Consider the following 18028-nt stretch of genomic DNA (forward strand, 5'->3'; position numbering starts at 1 on the left):
AGGCAGACAAAAAGAATGAAAGCTTACGCCGCACCCTTCGAGAAATTCGTCAACCTGGCCGACGCACGCCTGGGCACCAGGATCATTTCCGTCACCGACGACTGGTTCGCCGATGCCAACCGCCTGTTCCAGCCAACCCCGGCCGTGTTCAAGGAGGGGGTGTTCGACGATAACGGCAAGTGGATGGACGGCTGGGAGTCGCGTCGCAAGCGCTTTGAAGGGTATGACAGCGCGGTAATCCGCCTGGGCGTGGCCGGTTCGATCAAGGGCGTGGACATCGACACCTCGTTCTTCACCGGCAATTACCCGCCGTCGGCGTCGCTGGAAGCCTGCTTCCTGGCCTCCGGCGAACCGGACGAACACACCCGGTGGACGGAAGTGCTGCCGGCCGTGGAGCTCAAAGGCGACAGCCATCACTACCACGAGATCGGTGACCAACAGGCGTACAGCCACCTGCGCTTCAACATCTACCCGGACGGCGGCGTGGCGCGCTTGCGGGTGTACGGCGTGCCGCACCGTGACTGGTCCACCGTCGGCGACAACGAGCAGATCGATCTGGCGGCGGCGCTCAATGGCGGCCGTGCCCTGGCCTGTTCCGACGAGCACTTCGGGCGCATGAGCAACATCCTCAACCCGGGCCGCGGCATCAACATGGGCGATGGCTGGGAAACCGCACGTCGGCGCACGCCGGGCAACGACTGGGTGATCGTCGCGTTGGGGCATGCTGGCGAGGTGGAACAGGTGATCGTCGACACGCTGCACTTCAAGGGCAATTATCCGGACAGCTGCTCGATCCAGGGTGCATTCGTCAAAGGCGGCACCGACAGCCAGATCGAAACCCAGAGCCTGTTCTGGCGCGAATTGCTGCCCAGCCAGAAGCTTGAGATGCACGCCGAGCACAGCTTCGCCGAGCAGATCAAAGCACTTGGCCCGATCACCCATATTCGCCTCAACGTCTTCCCCGACGGCGGCGTGAGCCGGTTGCGGGTGTTGGGGAAGGTTGCGAAGTAATGCCGAGTCTGTAGGAGCGCGCTTGCCCGCGATTGCAATATGCCTGTGACACGTTCATCGGCTGGCACACCGCATCGCGGGCAAGCGCGCTCCTACAGGTGTTTATCAACTCATCATGAATACAGAAGACCCCAGCATGCGCACACTGACTATCGAGCCGTTGACCAAAGCAGCCTTTGCCCCGTTCGGTGATGTCATCGAAACCGATGGCAGCGACCATTTCATGATCAACAACGGCTCGACCATGCGCTTTCACCATCTGGCCGAGGTGGACACCGCCACGCCGGACGACAAGGCGATCATCAGCATCTTCCGCGCAGAATCGCTGCCGATGCCGCTGACCATTCGCATGCTGGAACGCCATCCGCTGGGCAGCCAGGCTTTCATCCCGCTGCTCGGCAACCCCTTTCTGATCGTGGTCGCGCCACGTGGCGATGCACCTGACTCAGAGTTGGCCCGCGCCTTCGTCACCAACGGCAGGCAGGGCATTAATTACCATCGCGGCGTCTGGCACCACCCGGTGCTGACGATCGAAAAGCGGGATGACTTCCTGGTGGTTGATCGCAGTGGAGAAGGCAATAACTGCGATGAGCATTTCTTCGAAGAGCATCAGCTGATGATGCTCGATCCCCATTGATAAGAAAGGGCCTGAGCGCTCGCAAGTAGCGACAGGCCGAGGTAAACACTGTGGAAGCACATCTGATGGAATGGCTGAACCTGGCCGTGCGCTGGGTTCACATGATCGTCGGGATCGCCTGGATCGGCGCATCCTTCTACTTCGTCTGGCTGGAGAACAACCTTAATCGGGTCAACCCGCGGGATGGATTGTCCGGCGACTTATGGGCGATTCACGGCGGCGGCATCTACCACCTGGAAAAATACAAACTCGCGCCACCGACCATGCCGGACAACCTGCACTGGTTCAAATGGGAAGCCTACTGGACCTGGATGTCAGGCGTCGCGCTGCTCTGCGTCGTGTTCTACGCCAACCCGGTCTTGTACCTGCTTGCACCCGGCAGCACCCTGACCGGCCCGGAAGGCGTAGCGCTGGGCATCGGCTCGCTGATCGCCAGCTGGTTCATCTACGACCTGCTCTGTGATTCTCCACTGGGCAAACGCCCCGGCCTGCTGGGCCTGGTGCTGTTCGTGCTGATCATCGCCGCGTGCTTCGGCTTCAGCCAGGTGTTCAGCGGGCGCGGCGCGTACCTGCACACCGGCGCGATCATCGGCACCATCATGGTCGGCAACGTGTTCCGCATCATCATGCCGGCCCAGCGCGCCCTGGTCGCGGCGATTGCCGAAAACCGCACGCCGGACCCGTCGCTGCCCGCCAAAGGCCTGCTGCGCTCGCGGCACAACAACTACTTCACCCTCCCCGTGCTGTTCATCATGATCAGCAACCACTTCCCGAGCACTTACGGCAGTCAGTACAACTGGCTGATCCTGGCCGGCATCGCGGTGGTCGCGGTGGTGGTGCGGCATTATTTCAACACCCGTCACAACAGCCATAAATACGCGTGGGCGTTGCCGGTGGGCGCGTTGGGGATGATTTGCCTGGCGTACGTCACCGGCCCCGCGCAAATGCCCCGTGGCCCGGAAACCGCAGGTCCGGCGAAGATTGAATATCAGCCATTGCCGGGGACGGCGATTGGCGGCCACCGCGCCGACGAGCCCAAGCCTGACGTCGCACCCGCGCCCGCCCCTGCTGCGCCGGCGCAGACTGAAGTGGCCCAGGCAGGCGGCGCCGATTTCGACAAGGTCCACAGCGTGATTCAGGAGCGCTGTGCGGTGTGTCATTCGGCCAAGCCCACCAGCCCGCTGTTCAGCACCGCGCCGGGCGGCATCATGTTCGACACCCCGCAACAGATCCAACAACTGGCTCCGCGCATCCAAGCCCAGGCCGTCACCGCGCAGATCATGCCGTTGGGCAACATCACCCAGATGACCCAACAGGAACGCGATTTGATTGGGCAGTGGATTGATAAGGGGGCGCGAACGAACTGACCGATCGGCCGCATTGCTGCGGTTCGATGATTGACCTGTAGGAGCGCGCTTGCCCGCGATGGCGGTGGATCAATAACAGATTCATCGGCTGACACGACGCCATCGCGGGCAAGCGCGCTCCTACAGCGCCAGGCGTCCCAGCCTGCTACCCCAAAATAACAACAATGAGGTGTTGCATGTCCGAGTCCACTCACGCGCGCATCCCTGCCGCGCCGCCAAGACAGCCGCTGTCCCTTCTGCAGTTGATGCTGGTGGGCGTGCAACACGTTCTGTTGATGTACGGCGGCGCGGTCGCGGTGCCGTTGATCATTGGCCAGGCCGCCGGGCTTTCCCGGGAAGAGATCGCCTTTCTGATCAACGCCGACCTGCTCGTCGCCGGCATCGCCACGCTGGTGCAATCCCTCGGCATCGGCCCGCTGGGCATCCGCATGCCGATCATGATGGGTGCCAGCTTCGCGGCGGTGGGCAGCATGGTGGCGATGGCGGGGATGGACGGCGTCGGCTTGCCAGGCATCTTTGGCGCCACCATCGCCGCCGGCTTTTTCGGGATGCTGGTGGCGCCGTTCATGTCGAAAGTCGTGCGCTTCTTCCCGCCGCTGGTGACCGGCACCGTGATCACGTCCATCGGCCTGTCGCTGTTCCCGGTGGCGGTGAACTGGGCCGGGGGCGGCAGCAAGGCGACCGATTTCGGTAACCCGATGTACCTGGGCGTCGCTGCGCTGGTGCTGATGACCATCGTGCTGATCAACCGCTTCATGCGCGGGTTCTGGGTCAATATCTCGGTGCTGATCGGCATGGGCCTGGGTTACCTGCTGTCAGGCCTGGTCGGCATGGTGGATCTCAACGGTCTGGCCCAGGCGCAGTGGCTCAAGGTGGTCACGCCGCTGTACTTCGGCCTGCCGCAGTTTCACCTCGCGCCGATCCTGTCCATGTGCCTGGTGGTGGTGATTATTTTCGTGGAGTCCACCGGGATGTTCCTGGCGCTGGGCAAGATCACCGACCGCGAGGTCACCCCCGGCATGCTGCGGCGCGGCTTGCTGTGCGACGCCGCCGCCTCATTCCTTGCCGGCTTCCTCAACACCTTCACCCACTCGTCTTTCGCCCAGAACATCGGCCTGGTGCAGATGACCGGTGTGCGCTGCCGCTCGGTCACGGCCGTGGCCGGTGCGTTGCTCATCATCCTGAGCCTGTTGCCAAAGGCGGCCTTTTTGGTGGCCTCGATCCCGCCTGCCGTGCTGGGTGGCGCGGCCATCGCCATGTTCGGCATGGTCGCGGCCACCGGCATCAAGATTCTGCAGGAGGCCGACATCGGCGACCGGCGCAACCAGTTGCTGGTGGCCGTGAGCATCGGCATGGGCCTGATTCCGGTGGTGCGCCCGGAGTTCTTCAGCCACATGCCTTACTGGATGGGGCCCATCACCCACAGCGGCATCGCCATGGCGACCCTCAGCGCCGTGCTGTTGAACCTGTTGTTCAACGTGCTGGGCGGTGCCGAACGCGCGGCGATGGCCGGCCCCGTCCATACCCAGTGAAGACGCTCGAGCCGCCCTGCCCGTTTTTGTCACACGTGCGCTGTCGCGGCGCACTTGAGGGTTGAGCCGCCCATGGGTATCCTCCGCCGCCGCTCGAAACCGGGGCACTTTCGCCGACTGAAACAAGCTGACTGAGCGGACAACTCTCCGGCCCGTCCCCTGCGCGTCGTGATTAACCGAACAAACCCGTGAATCGTCCGCACCAACAGCGGGCCGTGGCACTTTTTCGTCTTTTTTCAAGGTATTGGCGCAGCTCTTGCTATGCATACAAAGCTGACCAACCAGACAGCATTACCTGCAACAGACAAGGCGCCGGAACAGAGCGCCCTACACCAGGCCGCTTAATGAAAAGCCGGCAACTTACACACAAGGGAGCACCGCATGAACCGTACGTTTTCCAGCCTGATGGTCGCCGGCAGTGTGCTGGCAGCCGGGCCCGCCATGGCTGACGATCTGCTGCAATGGCAAAGCAACAGCCTGACGTATCTCTACGGCAAGAACTTCGAAGTCAACCCTGAGACACAGCAGACGTTTACTTACGAACACGCCGATGGCTGGAAGTACGGGGACAACTTCGTGTTTCTGGATTACATCAGCTACAACGGCAAGGCAGACGCAGGCGTCGGTAACGCGACCACCTACGGCGAGATTTCCCCGCGCTTATCGATGGGAAAGATCTTCGACCGCAAGTTCGAACTGGGTCCGATCAAGGATGTGCTGCTGGCCACCACGTACGAGTTCGGTGAAGGCGATGTCGAGTCTTACCTGATCGGCCCCGGTTTTGATTTCAATATTCCCGGCTTCGATTACTTCCAGCTCAACTTTTACAAGCGGTATCACGACGGTCAGCGCGCTGGCAATGGCACCTGGCAGATCACCCCGGTCTGGTCGTACACCATTCCGGTGGGCAAGTCGGACGTGTTGATCGACGGCTTCATGGACTGGGTCGTGGACAATAAATCTTCTACCAAACACGGCGACTACCACTCCAACCTGCACTTCAACCCGCAGATCAAATACGACCTGGGCAAAGCCATCAACCTGCCCGAGCGCCAGTTGTACGTGGGTATCGAATATGACTACTGGAGCAACAAGTACGGGATCAACGACACCCGCTACTTCGACACCGACCAGAACACCGCGAGTTTGCTGGTGAAAGTGTTTTTCTAATGACTCAAGGGTGCGGCATGTCGATGCCAGCACCCCCTTCACCTGAGGTTATCGGTGGGCGCATTTAATCTGCCGGGATATCGACTTCGGTAGTGGTGATGCAGGCTGTAGGCGGAGAAAGTAATACTGTCCGCATTTTCGGAGGCCATTACCGAGGCAATATTCGAATTCTGATTAAACGCTTTAACCGCTGAACTGAAATCGGTCACTGCTTGCGGTGCGTGATGCAGTAGACGAACCCGGGCGGTAAATTTTGCTTGAGAACTTCTCGAGTACTTGAAATAAAGGTCGCGCATTCCGCCATTGACCAGCACTTCAGACACACCTTCTGCCGGGACCTGAAAAGGATTAGAAGATCGGCCTGTCAGCCATTTGTACCCTTGCCCTACGAGATAAAAATTATCCTGGGTGCGCGCCCCGGTATCGTTGGCAAAACTGTCTACGACCCCAAGGTGGGTCATCTCATGGGCCAATGTCACCGGAAAATCGGCGTTATGCAGCTCGGCCGTATTCAAGACAACCCGACCCAGCCGATCGCCTGGAAACACTGCAGCCAGCTCGCCCTGAGAGGCAGGCACTACGCCAACAAACTTCGCATCCCCCGCGTCGGAAGCGTAATGGTTCATCAGCTTCCCGGTTTGAGTCCACGCCTGGATCACAGCCGGTGATGCCTCACGGTGGTAGTAACCGAAGTAGCGCCGCATGATTTGTGCAGTTGTCGTCGGATCCTCGTTCGCCATGCTGACCGCGTCCTCAAATACCTGCCGACCCTCTGCAAGCGCGCGCTTTACAATCCCGTAAGCTTCAGGATTGTGGAAAGTCGACTGATCCAGTCCTCTCCATTGAATAGCGTCGCCATCGGACTTCATCTTGCGCTCGTATATGTCATCGACGCCCTCATAAACACGTCCATCTTTCTCGATGTTGCAAAGCGGATTGCCACCGACAAACTGATAAAGATTAAGTCCCTGCACGTTCCTGGCAGGATCCGGGCTTATCCACCGCTGCAGCCACGGCGCGTAGTACCTGAACCCGTAGTTATAAAGCCCCGTTGCATCGCGCTCCTTGCCACAATAGCGCACTGTCTTGTAGCGGGTTTCCAGGGCGTTGCGCGCCGCCCACCAGGCCGTGCCGCCGAAGGGGTAATAGCCTTCATGGCTGATCAGCTTCGCTTGATGGTCCAGTTCCAGTGTGCTTGAGCCCAGGTGATCCCCCAGGCTGTAGCGCAACTGATCGTTATCGATGCCCTCGGGCTTGCCGGATTCCCAGTGCAGCAACCTCACGCTGCAGCGCCCGACGCCCACCGTCAGCACCTGCCACACTTGCGCCGTCGCCGCGTTGCGGTGGATTTCAAGGTGGGGCAAATAACGCACTTCGGCCGTCAGGCTGCGGTTTTTGGCCTGACTGAACCGGACCTTGCGCACACGCTGCCCGTTGCCGTCATAACGATAAAGTTCGCTATCGTTCGGTCCATCCTCACGGACCACGGCGGTGATTTCGCTGAGCTGGTTTCGCGCGTCCCATGTCATGAGCTGACCGGGTTGCAACGTCTTAAGATTGCCATTGCCATCGAATGCCTGCGCGATCTCGTCATCGGTCGGCAGCGAGCCGTCAGCCCGTTGCGGCAGGCTTCGGTTGCTGGTTGCCGACACGGCCATACGCCAGGTCTCGGTGCCGGTGTGATGCCTGGCCAGCAGGTTGCCTGCGGCGTCATAGTCGAAACGCTGGGTGTAGTTGACCAGGTTATCGGGGTCCAGGGATTGACGTGCCAGGGGAAAATCCGGCCCCTGGCGCGTCGCCGCCGACTCGCGGCCGGTGGCTTCGAGCAACTGATACAGACTGTCGTAGGCATAGCGATTGACTGGAAACGTTTGCTGGCCGGCGTAGAACGCCCTGGTTTGAGCCGCATCCTCAATGCTCACGACATGACCGACGGGGTCGTAGCCATAGTTGAGGTCCTGGTGTTTTTTGCCGTCGGCCGACTGCGCCAGCAATCTGCTCAGCCGGCCGGTTGTCTTCTCGTAACATGCGCTGATGACCACGCCGTTGCCTGCGGTCTCGCGTTCGACATGGCCCTGCGCGTTGTAGCGAATGTCGCTGATCAGCGTTTGCTCGACCTGCGCGCCCGCCAAATGCAAATGCATGGCCTTGAGCTGTCCGGCACAGGTGTACTCAAGCGCCTGCCCATGACCCAGTGCATCCCGCTGGCGGATCATCGCGCCCGAGGCGTCGAACACTGTTGCCGAGCGATACTGTTGGGCCTCCAGCAAACGGTCCCGCTCTTGGAGTGCGGCCGGCCAGTCAGGGATCTCCAGGTCGGCGAGAAAACGCCGCGCCTCCATCACGGGCTGGCCCGCCAGTCCATAATCCAGAATGTCGGTGCAGCCCGCCGGATCATCATGTCGCACCCACCGCCCGCAGCGATTGTGCGCGGCTGATTGCTCACTGCTGTCGCCATAGCAAAAACGTTCAACCACCCGACCCGTCGCGTCTTTCAACTGCTCGGTAACGGCCGTTGGCCGTAGCAACGCGTCATGCTCGGTCATTGAGTGGCTACCGCGACTGTCCCATGACCGGCGCGTATGTCCGCCAACCGCCGCAAGACTCAGCCGCCAGCCAGCATCGGCGCAGTCTTCAAACACGACGTCCCCAGACAGGGTGTACACCTTTGACAAACTGGGCTGATCAAGGCGGGGATCCGTACAGCAAACCAATCGACTGGAAACATCGAAAGACTGACGCACGATACGTGGCTCGGCGCGCGAACCGATTGCCGTACGGCAGTAGGCAACCTGCCGCACAGAAAGGCCACGGGGGTCGGCAATGGACAGCGTGGGGGTATGGGAATGGAGCTTCATGTGCGCCGGACGTCCTGTCTCTGTTCAATTGAGACTAGACAACCCGGCGCTCACGTAACCCTGGACACGACATACGGTCTGGGCGCCATCAACCGCAGCGGCGCGGGTTCGGGACGTCGGCGCGCCTGCTCTAGCGCTCTTCCCACGGCAGCGGCTTGCCCGCCCGAACCCTGGCATTGATCGAGCGCAGCAGGTCAAGCGGGTCACGGTCGGTCATGGCGTGGCTTTGTTCGTCCACCCACGTCATCACCTGCTGGCGATCGAGGTTGGGCCTGCGGTGCAGGATTTCCACCAGCTGCCGTTCGCAGTGCTGGGCATAGGCAACCACGCTGGAAAACAAAGGGCTGTTACTCGTCATCGACGTCCCATCCTCGCGATTTCAGGTGCCGTTCAGGCTTTGATTTTGCGCCAGACCTTGCCGACCACCGACACCACCAGCAACACCAGGGCTCCGGCAACAATGCCCGCCACCGCGTTGAGCAGGGTCGGGATCACCACCGAAAACCCGCCAATGGCCCCGGCCGTGGCGTGGGTCACTTCTTCGATCCAGTGATGCACCGCCGGGATGCCGTGGGTGAGGATGCCGCCGCCCACCAGAAACATCGCGGCCGTGCCGATCACCGACAGGCTTTTCATCATGTACGGCGCGGCCACCAGCACCCCGCGGCCAATCGCCCTTTGCGCCCGGCGCGTGCCGCCCTCACCCTTGAGTTCGCTGAGGTACAGCCCGCCATCGTCGAGCTTGACGATGCCGCCCACCAGCCCGTAGACGCCGATGGTCATGACGATGGCGATGCCGGACAGCACGATCACTTGCTGCATCAGCGGCGCATCGGCCACGGTGCCCAGGGTGATGGCGATGATTTCCGCCGAAAGAATGAAGTCGGTGCGCACCGCGCCCTTGATCTTGTCCTTTTCGAACGCCACCAGATCGGTCGCGGGGTCGGCGGCGGCTTCGCTCAGCTTTGCGTGGCCGGCATCGTCTTCTGCAGGGCTGTGAAGGAATTTATGGGCGAGCTTTTCAAAGCCCTCGAAACACAGATAAGCGCCGCCAATCATCAACAGCGGCGTGACCGCCCAGGGAATGAACGCGCTGATGGCCAGCGCAGTGGGCACCAGGATCACTTTGTTGATAAACGAGCCCTTGGCCACCGCCCACACCACGGGCAACTCGCGCTCGGCGCGGACCCCGGAGACCTGCTGTGCATTGAGCGCCAGGTCATCACCCAGCACACCGGCGGTCTTCTTCGCCGCCATTTTGGTCATCAGTGCAACGTCGTCCAGCACGGTGGCGATGTCGTCGATCAAGACCAGCAAGCTGCTTCCTGCCATGGGGTGTTTCCTGTAGAGAGTTGGCCCGAGCATAACCTGTGCAACGTTGCCGGTGTGCCCGTGCACCAATCTTGAGCCCGCCGCGAGGCCGGTGCTACCATGCGCGACCGCCGAACAGGCAAGGAACATTCCGGTCTATGAGCAGCATTCGCGAGCGCAACAAAGCCCTGATCCTGCGCGCGGCCAGTGAAGAATTCGCCGACAAGGGATTCGCCGCCAGCAAGACCAGCGACATCGCCGCCAAGGCCGGGGTGCCCAAGCCCAACGTCTACTACTACTTCAAATCCAAGGAAAACCTGTACCGCGAGGTGCTGGAAAGCATCATCGAGCCCATCCTCCAGGCGTCGACGCCCTTCAATCGCGAAGGGATTCCGGCCGACGTGCTCAGTGGCTATATCCGCTCCAAGATCCGCATCTCCCGCGACCTGCCCTTTGCCTCGAAAGTCTTCGCCAGCGAAATCATGCACGGCGCGCCGCACCTGACAGCCGATCAGATTGAACAGTTGAACGGGCAGGCCCGACACAACATCGCGTGTATTCAGGGCTGGATTGACAGGGGATTGATCGCGCCGCTGGACCCTCATCACCTGATGTTCAGCATTTGGGCCGCGACGCAGACGTACGCCGACTTCGACTGGCAGATTTCGACAGTGACGGGCAAGGCAAAACTGGAAGACAGTGATTACGAGGCGGCAGCCGAAACAATCATTCGGCTGGTGCTAAAGGGATGCGAACCGGATACGCAGGCGCTGGACTGATCGACAGCGCCGACTGCTTAACTGGTTTTCTGCATCTGCAGGGCTTTGTCGACGCCGTCCAGCAGCTGGCCGAAACTCCAGGGCTTGCGGATGAACGTGACTTCATGAACCACGCCGGAGCTTTCGGGCGTTTCATGGCCGGACATGATCAGGATCGGTATCTGCGGCCACTGGGTGCCTGACAGATTGGCCAGTTCGGCACCGTTGATGGCGCCGGGCATCAAGATGTCAGTCAACAACAGCGAAACACTGTCGGCGTGCTCATCAAGGTACGTCTTGGCGGCGTCGGCGCTTTCCAACGCATACGTGGCGAAGCCCTCGTCGCCAAGGATTTCACATACGAAATCGCGAATGATGGACTCGTCCTCAACGACGAGGATAAGTCCTTTGTTCTGCTCTAATGCTGCCATTGACGTTGCATCCACAATTAATTTTCCCAATGCCTGCCCGGCCGGCCCTGTCCTGGACACGGGTTGTGTCCGTACTGTGAGCGGCAGAAAGTCAGGAAATTCCATTTCCTGATGACAATCGGTCGGAAGACTGACAACAGAGCGGTGGATGACCCTGTTCTGCGGGCAAATGAGTGCCTGGTGTCACTTTGTCGCAGGCAACAAAAAACCCGCCGAAGCGGGTTTTTCCAAGACCATCCCAACATCCTGTCGGCAGCCCTCCGGGCCATGGTCGATCGTCCTTGATCCTGCGGCGGTTCCTTCGCTGCAGTTGATGGATCCAAATCTACCGGGTTGCCGGCGTGCGCCATAGAGCGAAGCTCTCGACTTCGTGTAAGCGATTCGCCATACCCGCGTGTTTGTCGCTGGCTTCCTGAAAGCGCTTAGGGCAATTACGCCATTGCCGGGAGTTGCGTAGGAAAAACCGGGCGCCGGCCTCAGGTTTCTCCGCCAGACGCCGAGAGCCTGTAGAGAACCAACCCATTATGGGCAGCGCCTTTTGACGCGGTCATCAGGCAACCCTTCGGGCCACGGGCACACAACAATAAAACAAACGGAGTGACGGTTATGAACATGCGCAACCTCTCGATCAGCCGGCGGCTATGGCTGATCCTTATCGTCGCTGTGTTAATGCTCTGCACCATGGCCGTGGCCATGCTCAAACAGGTCCACGACGACCTGTATGCCGCCAAGGCGCTCAAGACCATGCACGTGGTCCAGACCGCCAGCGGACTGCTGGATTACTACCATGGCCTGGAAACCGCCGGCAGCCTGACCACCGAGCAGGCGCAGAAGCAGGCGATGGATGCGTTACGCGGCCTGCGCTACAACCAGACCGACTATTTCTGGATCAACGACCTGCGCCCGGTGATGATCATGCACCCGGCCAACCCCAAACTGGTGGGTCAGGACCTGTCCGCCATCAAGGACCCGGACGGCTTTCAGGTGTTCAACGAAATGGTCACCCTGGCCAAGGCCAAGGGCGCCGGGATGGTCAACTACCGTTGGCCCAAGCCGGGCGCGACCGATGCAGTGGCCAAGACCTCCTACATCTCGCTGTTCGCGCCCTGGGGCTGGATCATCGGCTCCGGGGTTTACGTCGATGACGTAGAGGCCGAGTTCCAGCAACAGGTGGTGAAAGCCGCGGCGATCAGCCTCAGCATCGTCGTAATCATGGCCCTGCTGGTGATCCTGATTGCCCGCAGCATCGTCGGTCCGCTCAACGCCACGGTCCAGGCCATGGCCAACATTGCCAGCGGCGAAAGCGACCTGACCCGCAGCCTGCACACCGACGGCAATGACGAGGTCACGCAACTGGCCCGGCACTTCAACGCCTTCACCGCCAAACTGCGCCAGGTCATCACCCAGCTGCAGGCGTCGGCGGTCGGCCTCGGCCAGGCGTCGACGGAGCTGGGCAGCAGTGCCGATCAGGCGCAGGCCCGCAGCCAACAGCAATCGCAACAAATGGATCTGGTGGCAACGGCGGTCAACGAGGTGACCTACGGCGTGCAGGACGTGGCCAAGAACGCCGAGCACGCGGCCAGTGAAATGCGCGACGCCGAGTCCCAGGCGCAACAGGGCCAGGCCAACATCGACAGCAGCCTGAAGCAGATCGATTACCTGTCCGGCACCATCGATCAGGCGGTTGAGGTGATTCGCACCTTGTCCCGCGAAAGCACGCAGATCGGCAGCGTGCTGGAGGTGATCAGTTCGATTGCCGAACAGACCAACCTGCTGGCGCTGAACGCCGCCATCGAGGCGGCCCGCGCCGGTGACCAGGGTCGGGGCTTTGCGGTGGTGGCGGACGAGGTGCGCCTGCTGGCTCAACGCACGCAGAAATCCACGGCGGAAATCCAGGGCATGATCGAACGCCTGCAAACCCATTCCGACGCCGCAGTAAAAGTCATCGGCGACAGCAGCCGTGCCTCGCAACTGACCATCGAACAGGCGCACCTGGCCGGCCAGAGCCTGACGTCCATCAGTCAGGCACTGCGTAACCTCAATGGCCTGAACGCCTCGATTGCCAGCGCGACGCTGGAGCAGTCCCACGTGGTCGAAGACATCAACGCCAACGTCACCCAGGCCGCGCAACTGTCGCAAAGCACGGCCATGGCGGCCGAGCAATCCACCGCGGCCAGCGTGCACCTCAAAGGGCTGAGCGAGCAGTTGAACGGGTTGTTGCGCCAGTTTCGGGTGTGACAACTGAACAAGCTGTGTAGGAGCGCGCTTGCCCGCGATGGTGGTGTGTCAGCTGTAGATGATGCGAAAGACACACCCCTGTCGCTGGCAAGCGCGCTCCTACACCCATCAACCGTCGCTGGGCCGCGCAAACGATCTCCGGTTGCACTGGCGAACCGAAAGCCCCTAGGCTCACCCGATCTACCAATCGGAAATCCCCATGGACAGCAACACAAGCTGGCGCGAGCGTTTGCGCATCATCGTGTTTCAAAGCGACACCCCGGCCGGCCGGCGCTTCGACAAGATCCTGCTGGTGATCATTTTCTGCAGCCTGTTCATCGTGGTCATCGACAGCGTCGAGTCGATCCATCGGGAAGCGGGCCGTCTGTTCACCTACATGGAGTGGTTCTTCACCTTCATCTTCGCCCTCGAATACCTGACGCGCCTGTATGCCTCCGAAAAACCGCTCAAATACGCGTTCAGTTTCTACGGGCTGATCGACCTGCTGGCGATTCTGCCGGGGGTGCTGGCGATCTACTACGCCGATGCGCAGTACCTGTTGATTGTGCGGGTGGTGCGGATGCTGCGGATCTTCCGGATCCTCAAGCTCAGTCCGTACCTGAAACAGGCCAACTACCTGCTGTCAGCCCTGCGCGGCAGCCGGCAGAAGATCACGGTCTTCCTGCTGACGGTCTCGACCCTGGTCACGGTGTTTGGCACCTTGATGTACGTCATCGAAGGCCCGAAGCACGGGTTTTCCAGCATTCCCAAGGGCATCTATTGGGCCATCGTCACGCTGACGACTGTGGGTTTTGGCGACATCGTGCCCAAGACGCCGCTGGGGCAAATCCTGTCGTCGCTGGTGATGATCATGGGTTATTCGATCATCGCCGTGCCCACCGGGATTTTCACCGCTGAACTGTCCAACGCCATGCGCGGTAAACAGTTGCAGCACGCCTGCCCGGTGTGTGCCAAGGACAGCCATGAACCGGCGGCGGCGTTCTGCTCGCGTTGCGGCAATCCCCTGTTTGCCAGAGCCGACAGCATCGCCGCCGACGCTCCGTCAAATCCGACCTAAGCACATGAGTTTTTAGTCTTTAAACGGCGGACGGACTTTGGTTATAGTCCCCGGCCATTGGCCATCGCAGACGTGGCGCTTCCACCTGAACACAACCACCCGACTCTCAAAAGGAACTTGCAGTGAACAAACTCTTCGCCGCCTCTCTGCTCGCCGCAGGGCTGGCCTTCGGCAGCGCCGCCCAGGCTGCGCCGACCCTGCTCAATGTCTCTTACGACGTGATGCGCGACTTCTACAAGGACTACAACGCCGCGTTCCAGAAGCACTGGGAAGCCGAGCACCAGGAAAAGGTCGCGGTGCAGATGTCCTTCGGCGGTTCGAGCAAACAGGCGCGTTCGGTCATCGACGGCCTGCCGGCGGACGTGATCACCATGAACATGGCCACCGACATCAACGCCCTCGCCGACAACGGGCAGCTGGTGCCGAACGACTGGGTGACGCGCCTGCCGAACCACAGCGCGCCGTTCACCTCGGCCACGGTGTTCATCGTGCGCAAAGGCAACCCCAAGGCCCTGAAAGACTGGAACGACCTGATCAAGGACGGGGTGGAAGTCATCGTCCCCAACCCGAAAACCTCGGGCAATGGCCGCTACACCTACCTGTCGGCGTGGGGCTACACCCTGAAGAACGGGGGCGACGAGGCGGCTGCGAAGCAGTTTGTCGGCCAGCTGTTCAAGCACGTCCCGGTGCTGGACACCGGCGGACGCGGCGCGACCACCACGTTCATGACCAACCAGATCGGCGACGTGCTGATCACCTTCGAAAACGAAGCCGAAATGATCGCCCGCGAGTTCGGTCGCGATCAGTTCGAAGTGGTCTACCCCAGCGTCTCCGCCGAAGCCGAACCGCCGGTGAGCGTGGTGGACAAAGTCGTCGACAAGAAAGGCTCCCGCGCCCTGGCGCAAGACTACCTGAAATACCTGTGGTCCCCGGAAGGCCAGGAAATCGCCGCCGCCAACTACCTGCGCCCCCGTGACCCAGCGGTGCTGGCCAAATACACCGACCGCTTCCCGAAAGTCGACTTCCTCTCCGTGGAAAAAACCTTCGGCGACTGGCGCACCGTGCAAAAGACCCACTTCAATGATGGCGGGGTGTTTGACCAGATCTACCCCGGGAAATAACCGGCTGAGCTGATCCTGAAACGGCGACCTGAAGAGGTCGCCGTTTTTGTTTGTGCTGCAGGGGAGTCACTGTTGTGGGGCTGACTGTGGGAGGGAGCTTGCTCACGATTTCGTTACACCCCGCAGACCACAATGAGACTCCACACTATGATCATCACGAGCATGGACATCAGCGTGATGCCGACAGGAATCTGGATCCAACGCTTAAGAGGTGCGGGAAATTTGGCAACATCTGTGAGACTGGCCAATCCACGACGTGCACAGTGCTGATCAAACACGAACATTAGGCTTATCAGGTACAGCATGGCGACTCTTCCGCCAAAACCCATAGAGCGGAATGAAGCACCACTGCCGCGGATCAATAAGCAATTTTCCAGACGCGACCGAATATCGGCTAGCTTCGTATAGCTGACGTAAATCACGACATTGAAGCTCATGACAAGAGATACCAATGCAACGCCCGCGAACAGTCCCAAGGTATCCATTTAGTTGAACACTCCAAAAATGGCCTCGCCGAAGCGCTCACCCAGAGCACCGCCTAACTCGCCGCCGGCGAGCCCACCCAAGCCCCCACCTATCACGCCGCATGCCAGGGCCCCCGCGCCGCCGGTGGGTACACCGAGCACTGCGACGCAAACAAATATTCCCGCACCTAATCCTGCATGACCACCAACGCTGCCTGCATAGACACTCCCCACTAACTTACTCCCCTCAACATACTTAGCCTTGGTGCACATCTCTTCGCGTCCCGTCGAACATGCTTCTTTAATTTCCAGTGCCGAAACCGTGGTATCCAGTGCAATGCCAATCGGCGTCCCGCGTTTCATGTAACCAGCCGTCTTGGCTACGTGATCCAGCGTATTGGCGTAATGTTTTATTTCACCGCTGTGCAGATAACTCTTGGTAGAAATACCTAACATCTTTTCGATGGAGCCCCCACCGCGCATTCCGGTGCCATGTTGAGCGAATCCTTTGAGTTGTTGATCGAGTCGCTGAAACAGTTGCTGTCGCTGTGTCAGGAATCCTTGATGTCCTGCCGTGCCACCGTTGCGCAGCGAGTGTTTATGCAGCGCTTCAATGTCTTCAAGCGTGGCAGTCACTCCATCCAGATGTTTACCCCATGCTCCGGTCGCGCTGCCGATGCCAAGAGAGGTGTTGCCCAACACACTCTGCAGCAGATCGTAATTCTGGACAATAAAGCCATCGCTGCCCACCGAGTTCCGGTAGATCGCCTGATTGACCTGCCGTGCCATGTTCATCAGTTGGGCTTCCTCGGCAGTACAGGAGGGTGTTGAATCATCCCCCACGATGATGATCTGTCCGGGGAAAACCACGACGTTTCTGATGTGCAAATTGAGCACGTCAAACTTTGCCCTGGCATTCACCCCCAATGACAAACTTGCCTTGAGCCGTGTTGAACACTGGACGGACTGGTTAAGAAATACATGTGGCCTGGACATGGCGGAATCTCAGCTCCCTTGAGAAAACAGAAAGCTGAAACATAAGGCGGTGGTAGGGGGATTGGGTATAAGCGACGTAGTCCAATTCAGCACAGTTTCGGCATTTTCAGAACGGGACTACTTTTACGCCAGAAACTTTCCTACATATTGCGAAACATGCCAGGACCACGCTCTGCGAGGGCACGATCAATGATCCGGGGGCGAACGTAGATTTTGTGGGAGCAGACCGGGCGGCGTTCCGTCTGTCCGCGAAGAGGCCGTTCCAGACGATGCATTTCTGTCGGCTGTACTACAGCCTTCGCGGACAGGTCCGCTTCCACGGGTTTGCATACGACGCGGATTTCCCGTCAGCCCCGGACCTGCAAAAGCTGACGTTCGGCGTGGAACCGCAGATTGTTGATCGCTCTCGCCCTACTGTAGGAGCGCGCTTGCCCGCGATTGCGGTGGGTCTGTGGTAGATGCGTTGGCTGACGGAACGCATTCGCGGGCAAGCGCGCTCCTACACAATCGGGCGTTCGGGTTTGATCGTACCCACGCTCTGCGTGGGCACGCCGTGCATGACGCTCCGCGTCACTGGGATGCGGAGCGTGCGGATTGCGGTTACCACGCGCAGCGTAGGACGATCAGTGTGCGGGTGTCCGCTCCGGTCAGGGTTTCAATTCCCGAACTGTTTGCTCAACCCTGGCGGTACGCCGCTGCTGTCGGTTTCCTGCCACGGGCCGTTGGGCGAGGTGGACCAGGTCCAGCCGTCGCTCCAGCGGTAATAGGTGCGCTGGCGGTAGAAGGTGTTAGGCACGTTGTCCAGCACGTGCACGCCCAGGCTGGCGTCCCAATGGCTGTTGCCACCGGGCGGCGGGGCGAAGTGGGCGGAGGTTTTCGGGGCGGGCTTGCCCGGCGCAGGGGTTTGCGGCGTGCCCGGCTGCGGCGTCGGCGACGGGGTGCCGGGGATGGTCGGGATCGGCTCTGAGGACTGCGGACCCGGGTGATGCACAGCGCAGGCCGTGCTCAGGGCAACCACTGCGGTCAATAAGGCAAAACGTGCGACGCGATACATAAGCAAAACTCTCAACGGTCGGG

General features: G+C 60.4%; 16 protein-coding genes. 9 read left to right on the forward strand and 7 right to left on the reverse strand.

The annotated features are described in order from the left end of the window. Nucleotides 1–15 precede the first annotated feature (15 nt). From alc to ABQX22_RS09770, 5 genes are all read left to right on the forward strand, one after another. Nucleotides 16–1011: an allantoicase gene (gene alc / locus ABQX22_RS09750; protein ID WP_349798896.1), complete on the forward strand. Its 996-nt coding sequence runs from the start codon at nucleotides 16–18 to the stop codon at nucleotides 1009–1011. Nucleotides 1012–1147: 136 nt separating this feature from the next. After that, nucleotides 1148–1648 carry an ureidoglycolate lyase gene (locus tag ABQX22_RS09755; RefSeq protein WP_349798897.1) on the forward strand — a complete coding sequence of 167 codons (501 nt, stop codon included), beginning with the start codon at nucleotides 1148–1150 and terminating at the stop codon, nucleotides 1646–1648. A gap of 50 nt (nucleotides 1649–1698) precedes the next feature. Continuing rightward, nucleotides 1699–3015: a urate hydroxylase PuuD gene (locus tag ABQX22_RS09760; RefSeq protein WP_349798899.1), complete on the forward strand. Its 1317-nt coding sequence runs from the start codon at nucleotides 1699–1701 to the stop codon at nucleotides 3013–3015. A 176-nt stretch (nucleotides 3016–3191) separates the two neighbouring features. Continuing rightward, nucleotides 3192–4547, forward strand: coding sequence for a nucleobase:cation symporter-2 family protein (locus ABQX22_RS09765; protein ID WP_349798901.1), 1356 nt, complete (start codon nucleotides 3192–3194; stop codon nucleotides 4545–4547). A gap of 381 nt (nucleotides 4548–4928) precedes the next feature. Beyond that, complete coding sequence (locus tag ABQX22_RS09770; RefSeq protein WP_349798903.1) at nucleotides 4929–5717, forward strand: hypothetical protein; 789 nt, start codon at nucleotides 4929–4931, stop codon at nucleotides 5715–5717. A gap of 38 nt (nucleotides 5718–5755) precedes the next feature. On the opposite strand, the gene ABQX22_RS09775 is transcribed toward ABQX22_RS09770, so the two are convergent. The 3 genes from ABQX22_RS09775 to ABQX22_RS09785 all read right to left on the reverse strand — a co-directional run bounded on the left by ABQX22_RS09775 (nucleotide 5756) and on the right by ABQX22_RS09785 (nucleotide 9907). Further along, a complete protein-coding gene (locus ABQX22_RS09775; RefSeq protein WP_349798904.1) occupies nucleotides 5756–8575 on the reverse strand; it encodes an RHS repeat domain-containing protein in 2820 nt (939 codons plus the stop codon). 130 nt (nucleotides 8576–8705) lie between these two features. Beyond that, complete coding sequence (locus tag ABQX22_RS09780) at nucleotides 8706–8933, reverse strand: hypothetical protein (RefSeq protein ID WP_349798905.1); 228 nt, start codon at nucleotides 8931–8933, stop codon at nucleotides 8706–8708. 32 nt (nucleotides 8934–8965) lie between these two features. Further along, nucleotides 8966–9907: a DUF808 domain-containing protein gene (locus ABQX22_RS09785; protein WP_349798906.1), complete on the reverse strand. Its 942-nt coding sequence runs from the start codon at nucleotides 9905–9907 to the stop codon at nucleotides 8966–8968. Between the two features lie 137 nt (nucleotides 9908–10044). Here ABQX22_RS09785 and ABQX22_RS09790 point away from each other — a divergent pair, with 137 nt between their 5' ends. Continuing rightward, a complete protein-coding gene (locus tag ABQX22_RS09790) occupies nucleotides 10045–10665 on the forward strand; it encodes a TetR/AcrR family transcriptional regulator (RefSeq protein ID WP_349798908.1) in 621 nt (206 codons plus the stop codon). 17 nt (nucleotides 10666–10682) lie between these two features. Here ABQX22_RS09790 and ABQX22_RS09795 read toward each other — a convergent pair whose 3' ends face one another. Further along, on the reverse strand, nucleotides 10683–11075 hold the full coding sequence (locus ABQX22_RS09795; RefSeq protein ID WP_349798910.1) for a response regulator: 393 nt from the start codon (nucleotides 11073–11075) through the stop codon (nucleotides 10683–10685). A gap of 606 nt (nucleotides 11076–11681) precedes the next feature. On the opposite strand from ABQX22_RS09795, the gene ABQX22_RS09800 reads away from it, so the two are divergent. From ABQX22_RS09800 to ABQX22_RS09810, 3 genes are all read left to right on the forward strand, one after another. Next, on the forward strand, nucleotides 11682–13313 hold the full coding sequence (locus ABQX22_RS09800) for a methyl-accepting chemotaxis protein (RefSeq protein WP_349798912.1): 1632 nt from the start codon (nucleotides 11682–11684) through the stop codon (nucleotides 13311–13313). 199 nt (nucleotides 13314–13512) lie between these two features. Beyond that, nucleotides 13513–14370 (forward strand): ion transporter, encoded by an 858-nt coding sequence (locus ABQX22_RS09805; protein ID WP_349798914.1) that lies wholly within the window; start codon nucleotides 13513–13515, stop codon nucleotides 14368–14370. Nucleotides 14371–14492: 122 nt separating this feature from the next. After that, nucleotides 14493–15491, forward strand: coding sequence for a sulfate ABC transporter substrate-binding protein (locus ABQX22_RS09810; RefSeq protein WP_349798915.1), 999 nt, complete (start codon nucleotides 14493–14495; stop codon nucleotides 15489–15491). Nucleotides 15492–15604: 113 nt separating this feature from the next. Here ABQX22_RS09810 and ABQX22_RS09815 read toward each other — a convergent pair whose 3' ends face one another. The 3 genes from ABQX22_RS09815 to ABQX22_RS09825 all read right to left on the reverse strand — a co-directional run bounded on the left by ABQX22_RS09815 (nucleotide 15605) and on the right by ABQX22_RS09825 (nucleotide 18005). Further along, nucleotides 15605–15976: a hypothetical protein gene (locus ABQX22_RS09815; protein WP_349798917.1), complete on the reverse strand. Its 372-nt coding sequence runs from the start codon at nucleotides 15974–15976 to the stop codon at nucleotides 15605–15607. Then, nucleotides 15977–16951 carry a hypothetical protein gene (locus ABQX22_RS09820; RefSeq protein ID WP_349798919.1) on the reverse strand — a complete coding sequence of 325 codons (975 nt, stop codon included), beginning with the start codon at nucleotides 16949–16951 and terminating at the stop codon, nucleotides 15977–15979. Between the two features lie 655 nt (nucleotides 16952–17606). Further along, nucleotides 17607–18005 carry a hypothetical protein gene (locus tag ABQX22_RS09825; protein WP_349798921.1) on the reverse strand — a complete coding sequence of 133 codons (399 nt, stop codon included), beginning with the start codon at nucleotides 18003–18005 and terminating at the stop codon, nucleotides 17607–17609. Nucleotides 18006–18028: the final 23 nt, after the last annotated feature.

Source organism: Xanthomonas sp. WHRI 1810A, assembly GCF_040202885.1.
GTDB lineage: Bacteria > Pseudomonadota > Gammaproteobacteria > Pseudomonadales > Pseudomonadaceae > Aquipseudomonas.

Coding starts and splice junctions, on each gene's coding strand:
- alc (WP_349798896.1), top strand. CDS start 16: ATGAAAGCTTACGCCGCACCCTTCGAGAAATTCGTCAACCTGGCCGAC.
- ABQX22_RS09755 (WP_349798897.1), top strand. CDS start 1,148: ATGCGCACACTGACTATCGAGCCGTTGACCAAAGCAGCCTTTGCCCCG.
- ABQX22_RS09765 (WP_349798901.1), top strand. CDS start 3,192: ATGTCCGAGTCCACTCACGCGCGCATCCCTGCCGCGCCGCCAAGACAG.
- ABQX22_RS09770 (WP_349798903.1), top strand. CDS start 4,929: ATGAACCGTACGTTTTCCAGCCTGATGGTCGCCGGCAGTGTGCTGGCA.
- ABQX22_RS09775 (WP_349798904.1), bottom strand. CDS start 8,575: ATGAAGCTCCATTCCCATACCCCCACGCTGTCCATTGCCGACCCCCGT.
- ABQX22_RS09780 (WP_349798905.1), bottom strand. CDS start 8,933: ATGACGAGTAACAGCCCTTTGTTTTCCAGCGTGGTTGCCTATGCCCAG.
- ABQX22_RS09785 (WP_349798906.1), bottom strand. CDS start 9,907: ATGGCAGGAAGCAGCTTGCTGGTCTTGATCGACGACATCGCCACCGTG.
- ABQX22_RS09790 (WP_349798908.1), top strand. CDS start 10,045: ATGAGCAGCATTCGCGAGCGCAACAAAGCCCTGATCCTGCGCGCGGCC.
- ABQX22_RS09795 (WP_349798910.1), bottom strand. CDS start 11,075: ATGGCAGCATTAGAGCAGAACAAAGGACTTATCCTCGTCGTTGAGGAC.
- ABQX22_RS09800 (WP_349798912.1), top strand. CDS start 11,682: ATGAACATGCGCAACCTCTCGATCAGCCGGCGGCTATGGCTGATCCTT.
- ABQX22_RS09805 (WP_349798914.1), top strand. CDS start 13,513: ATGGACAGCAACACAAGCTGGCGCGAGCGTTTGCGCATCATCGTGTTT.
- ABQX22_RS09815 (WP_349798917.1), bottom strand. CDS start 15,976: ATGGATACCTTGGGACTGTTCGCGGGCGTTGCATTGGTATCTCTTGTC.
- ABQX22_RS09820 (WP_349798919.1), bottom strand. CDS start 16,951: ATGTCCAGGCCACATGTATTTCTTAACCAGTCCGTCCAGTGTTCAACA.
- ABQX22_RS09825 (WP_349798921.1), bottom strand. CDS start 18,005: ATGTATCGCGTCGCACGTTTTGCCTTATTGACCGCAGTGGTTGCCCTG.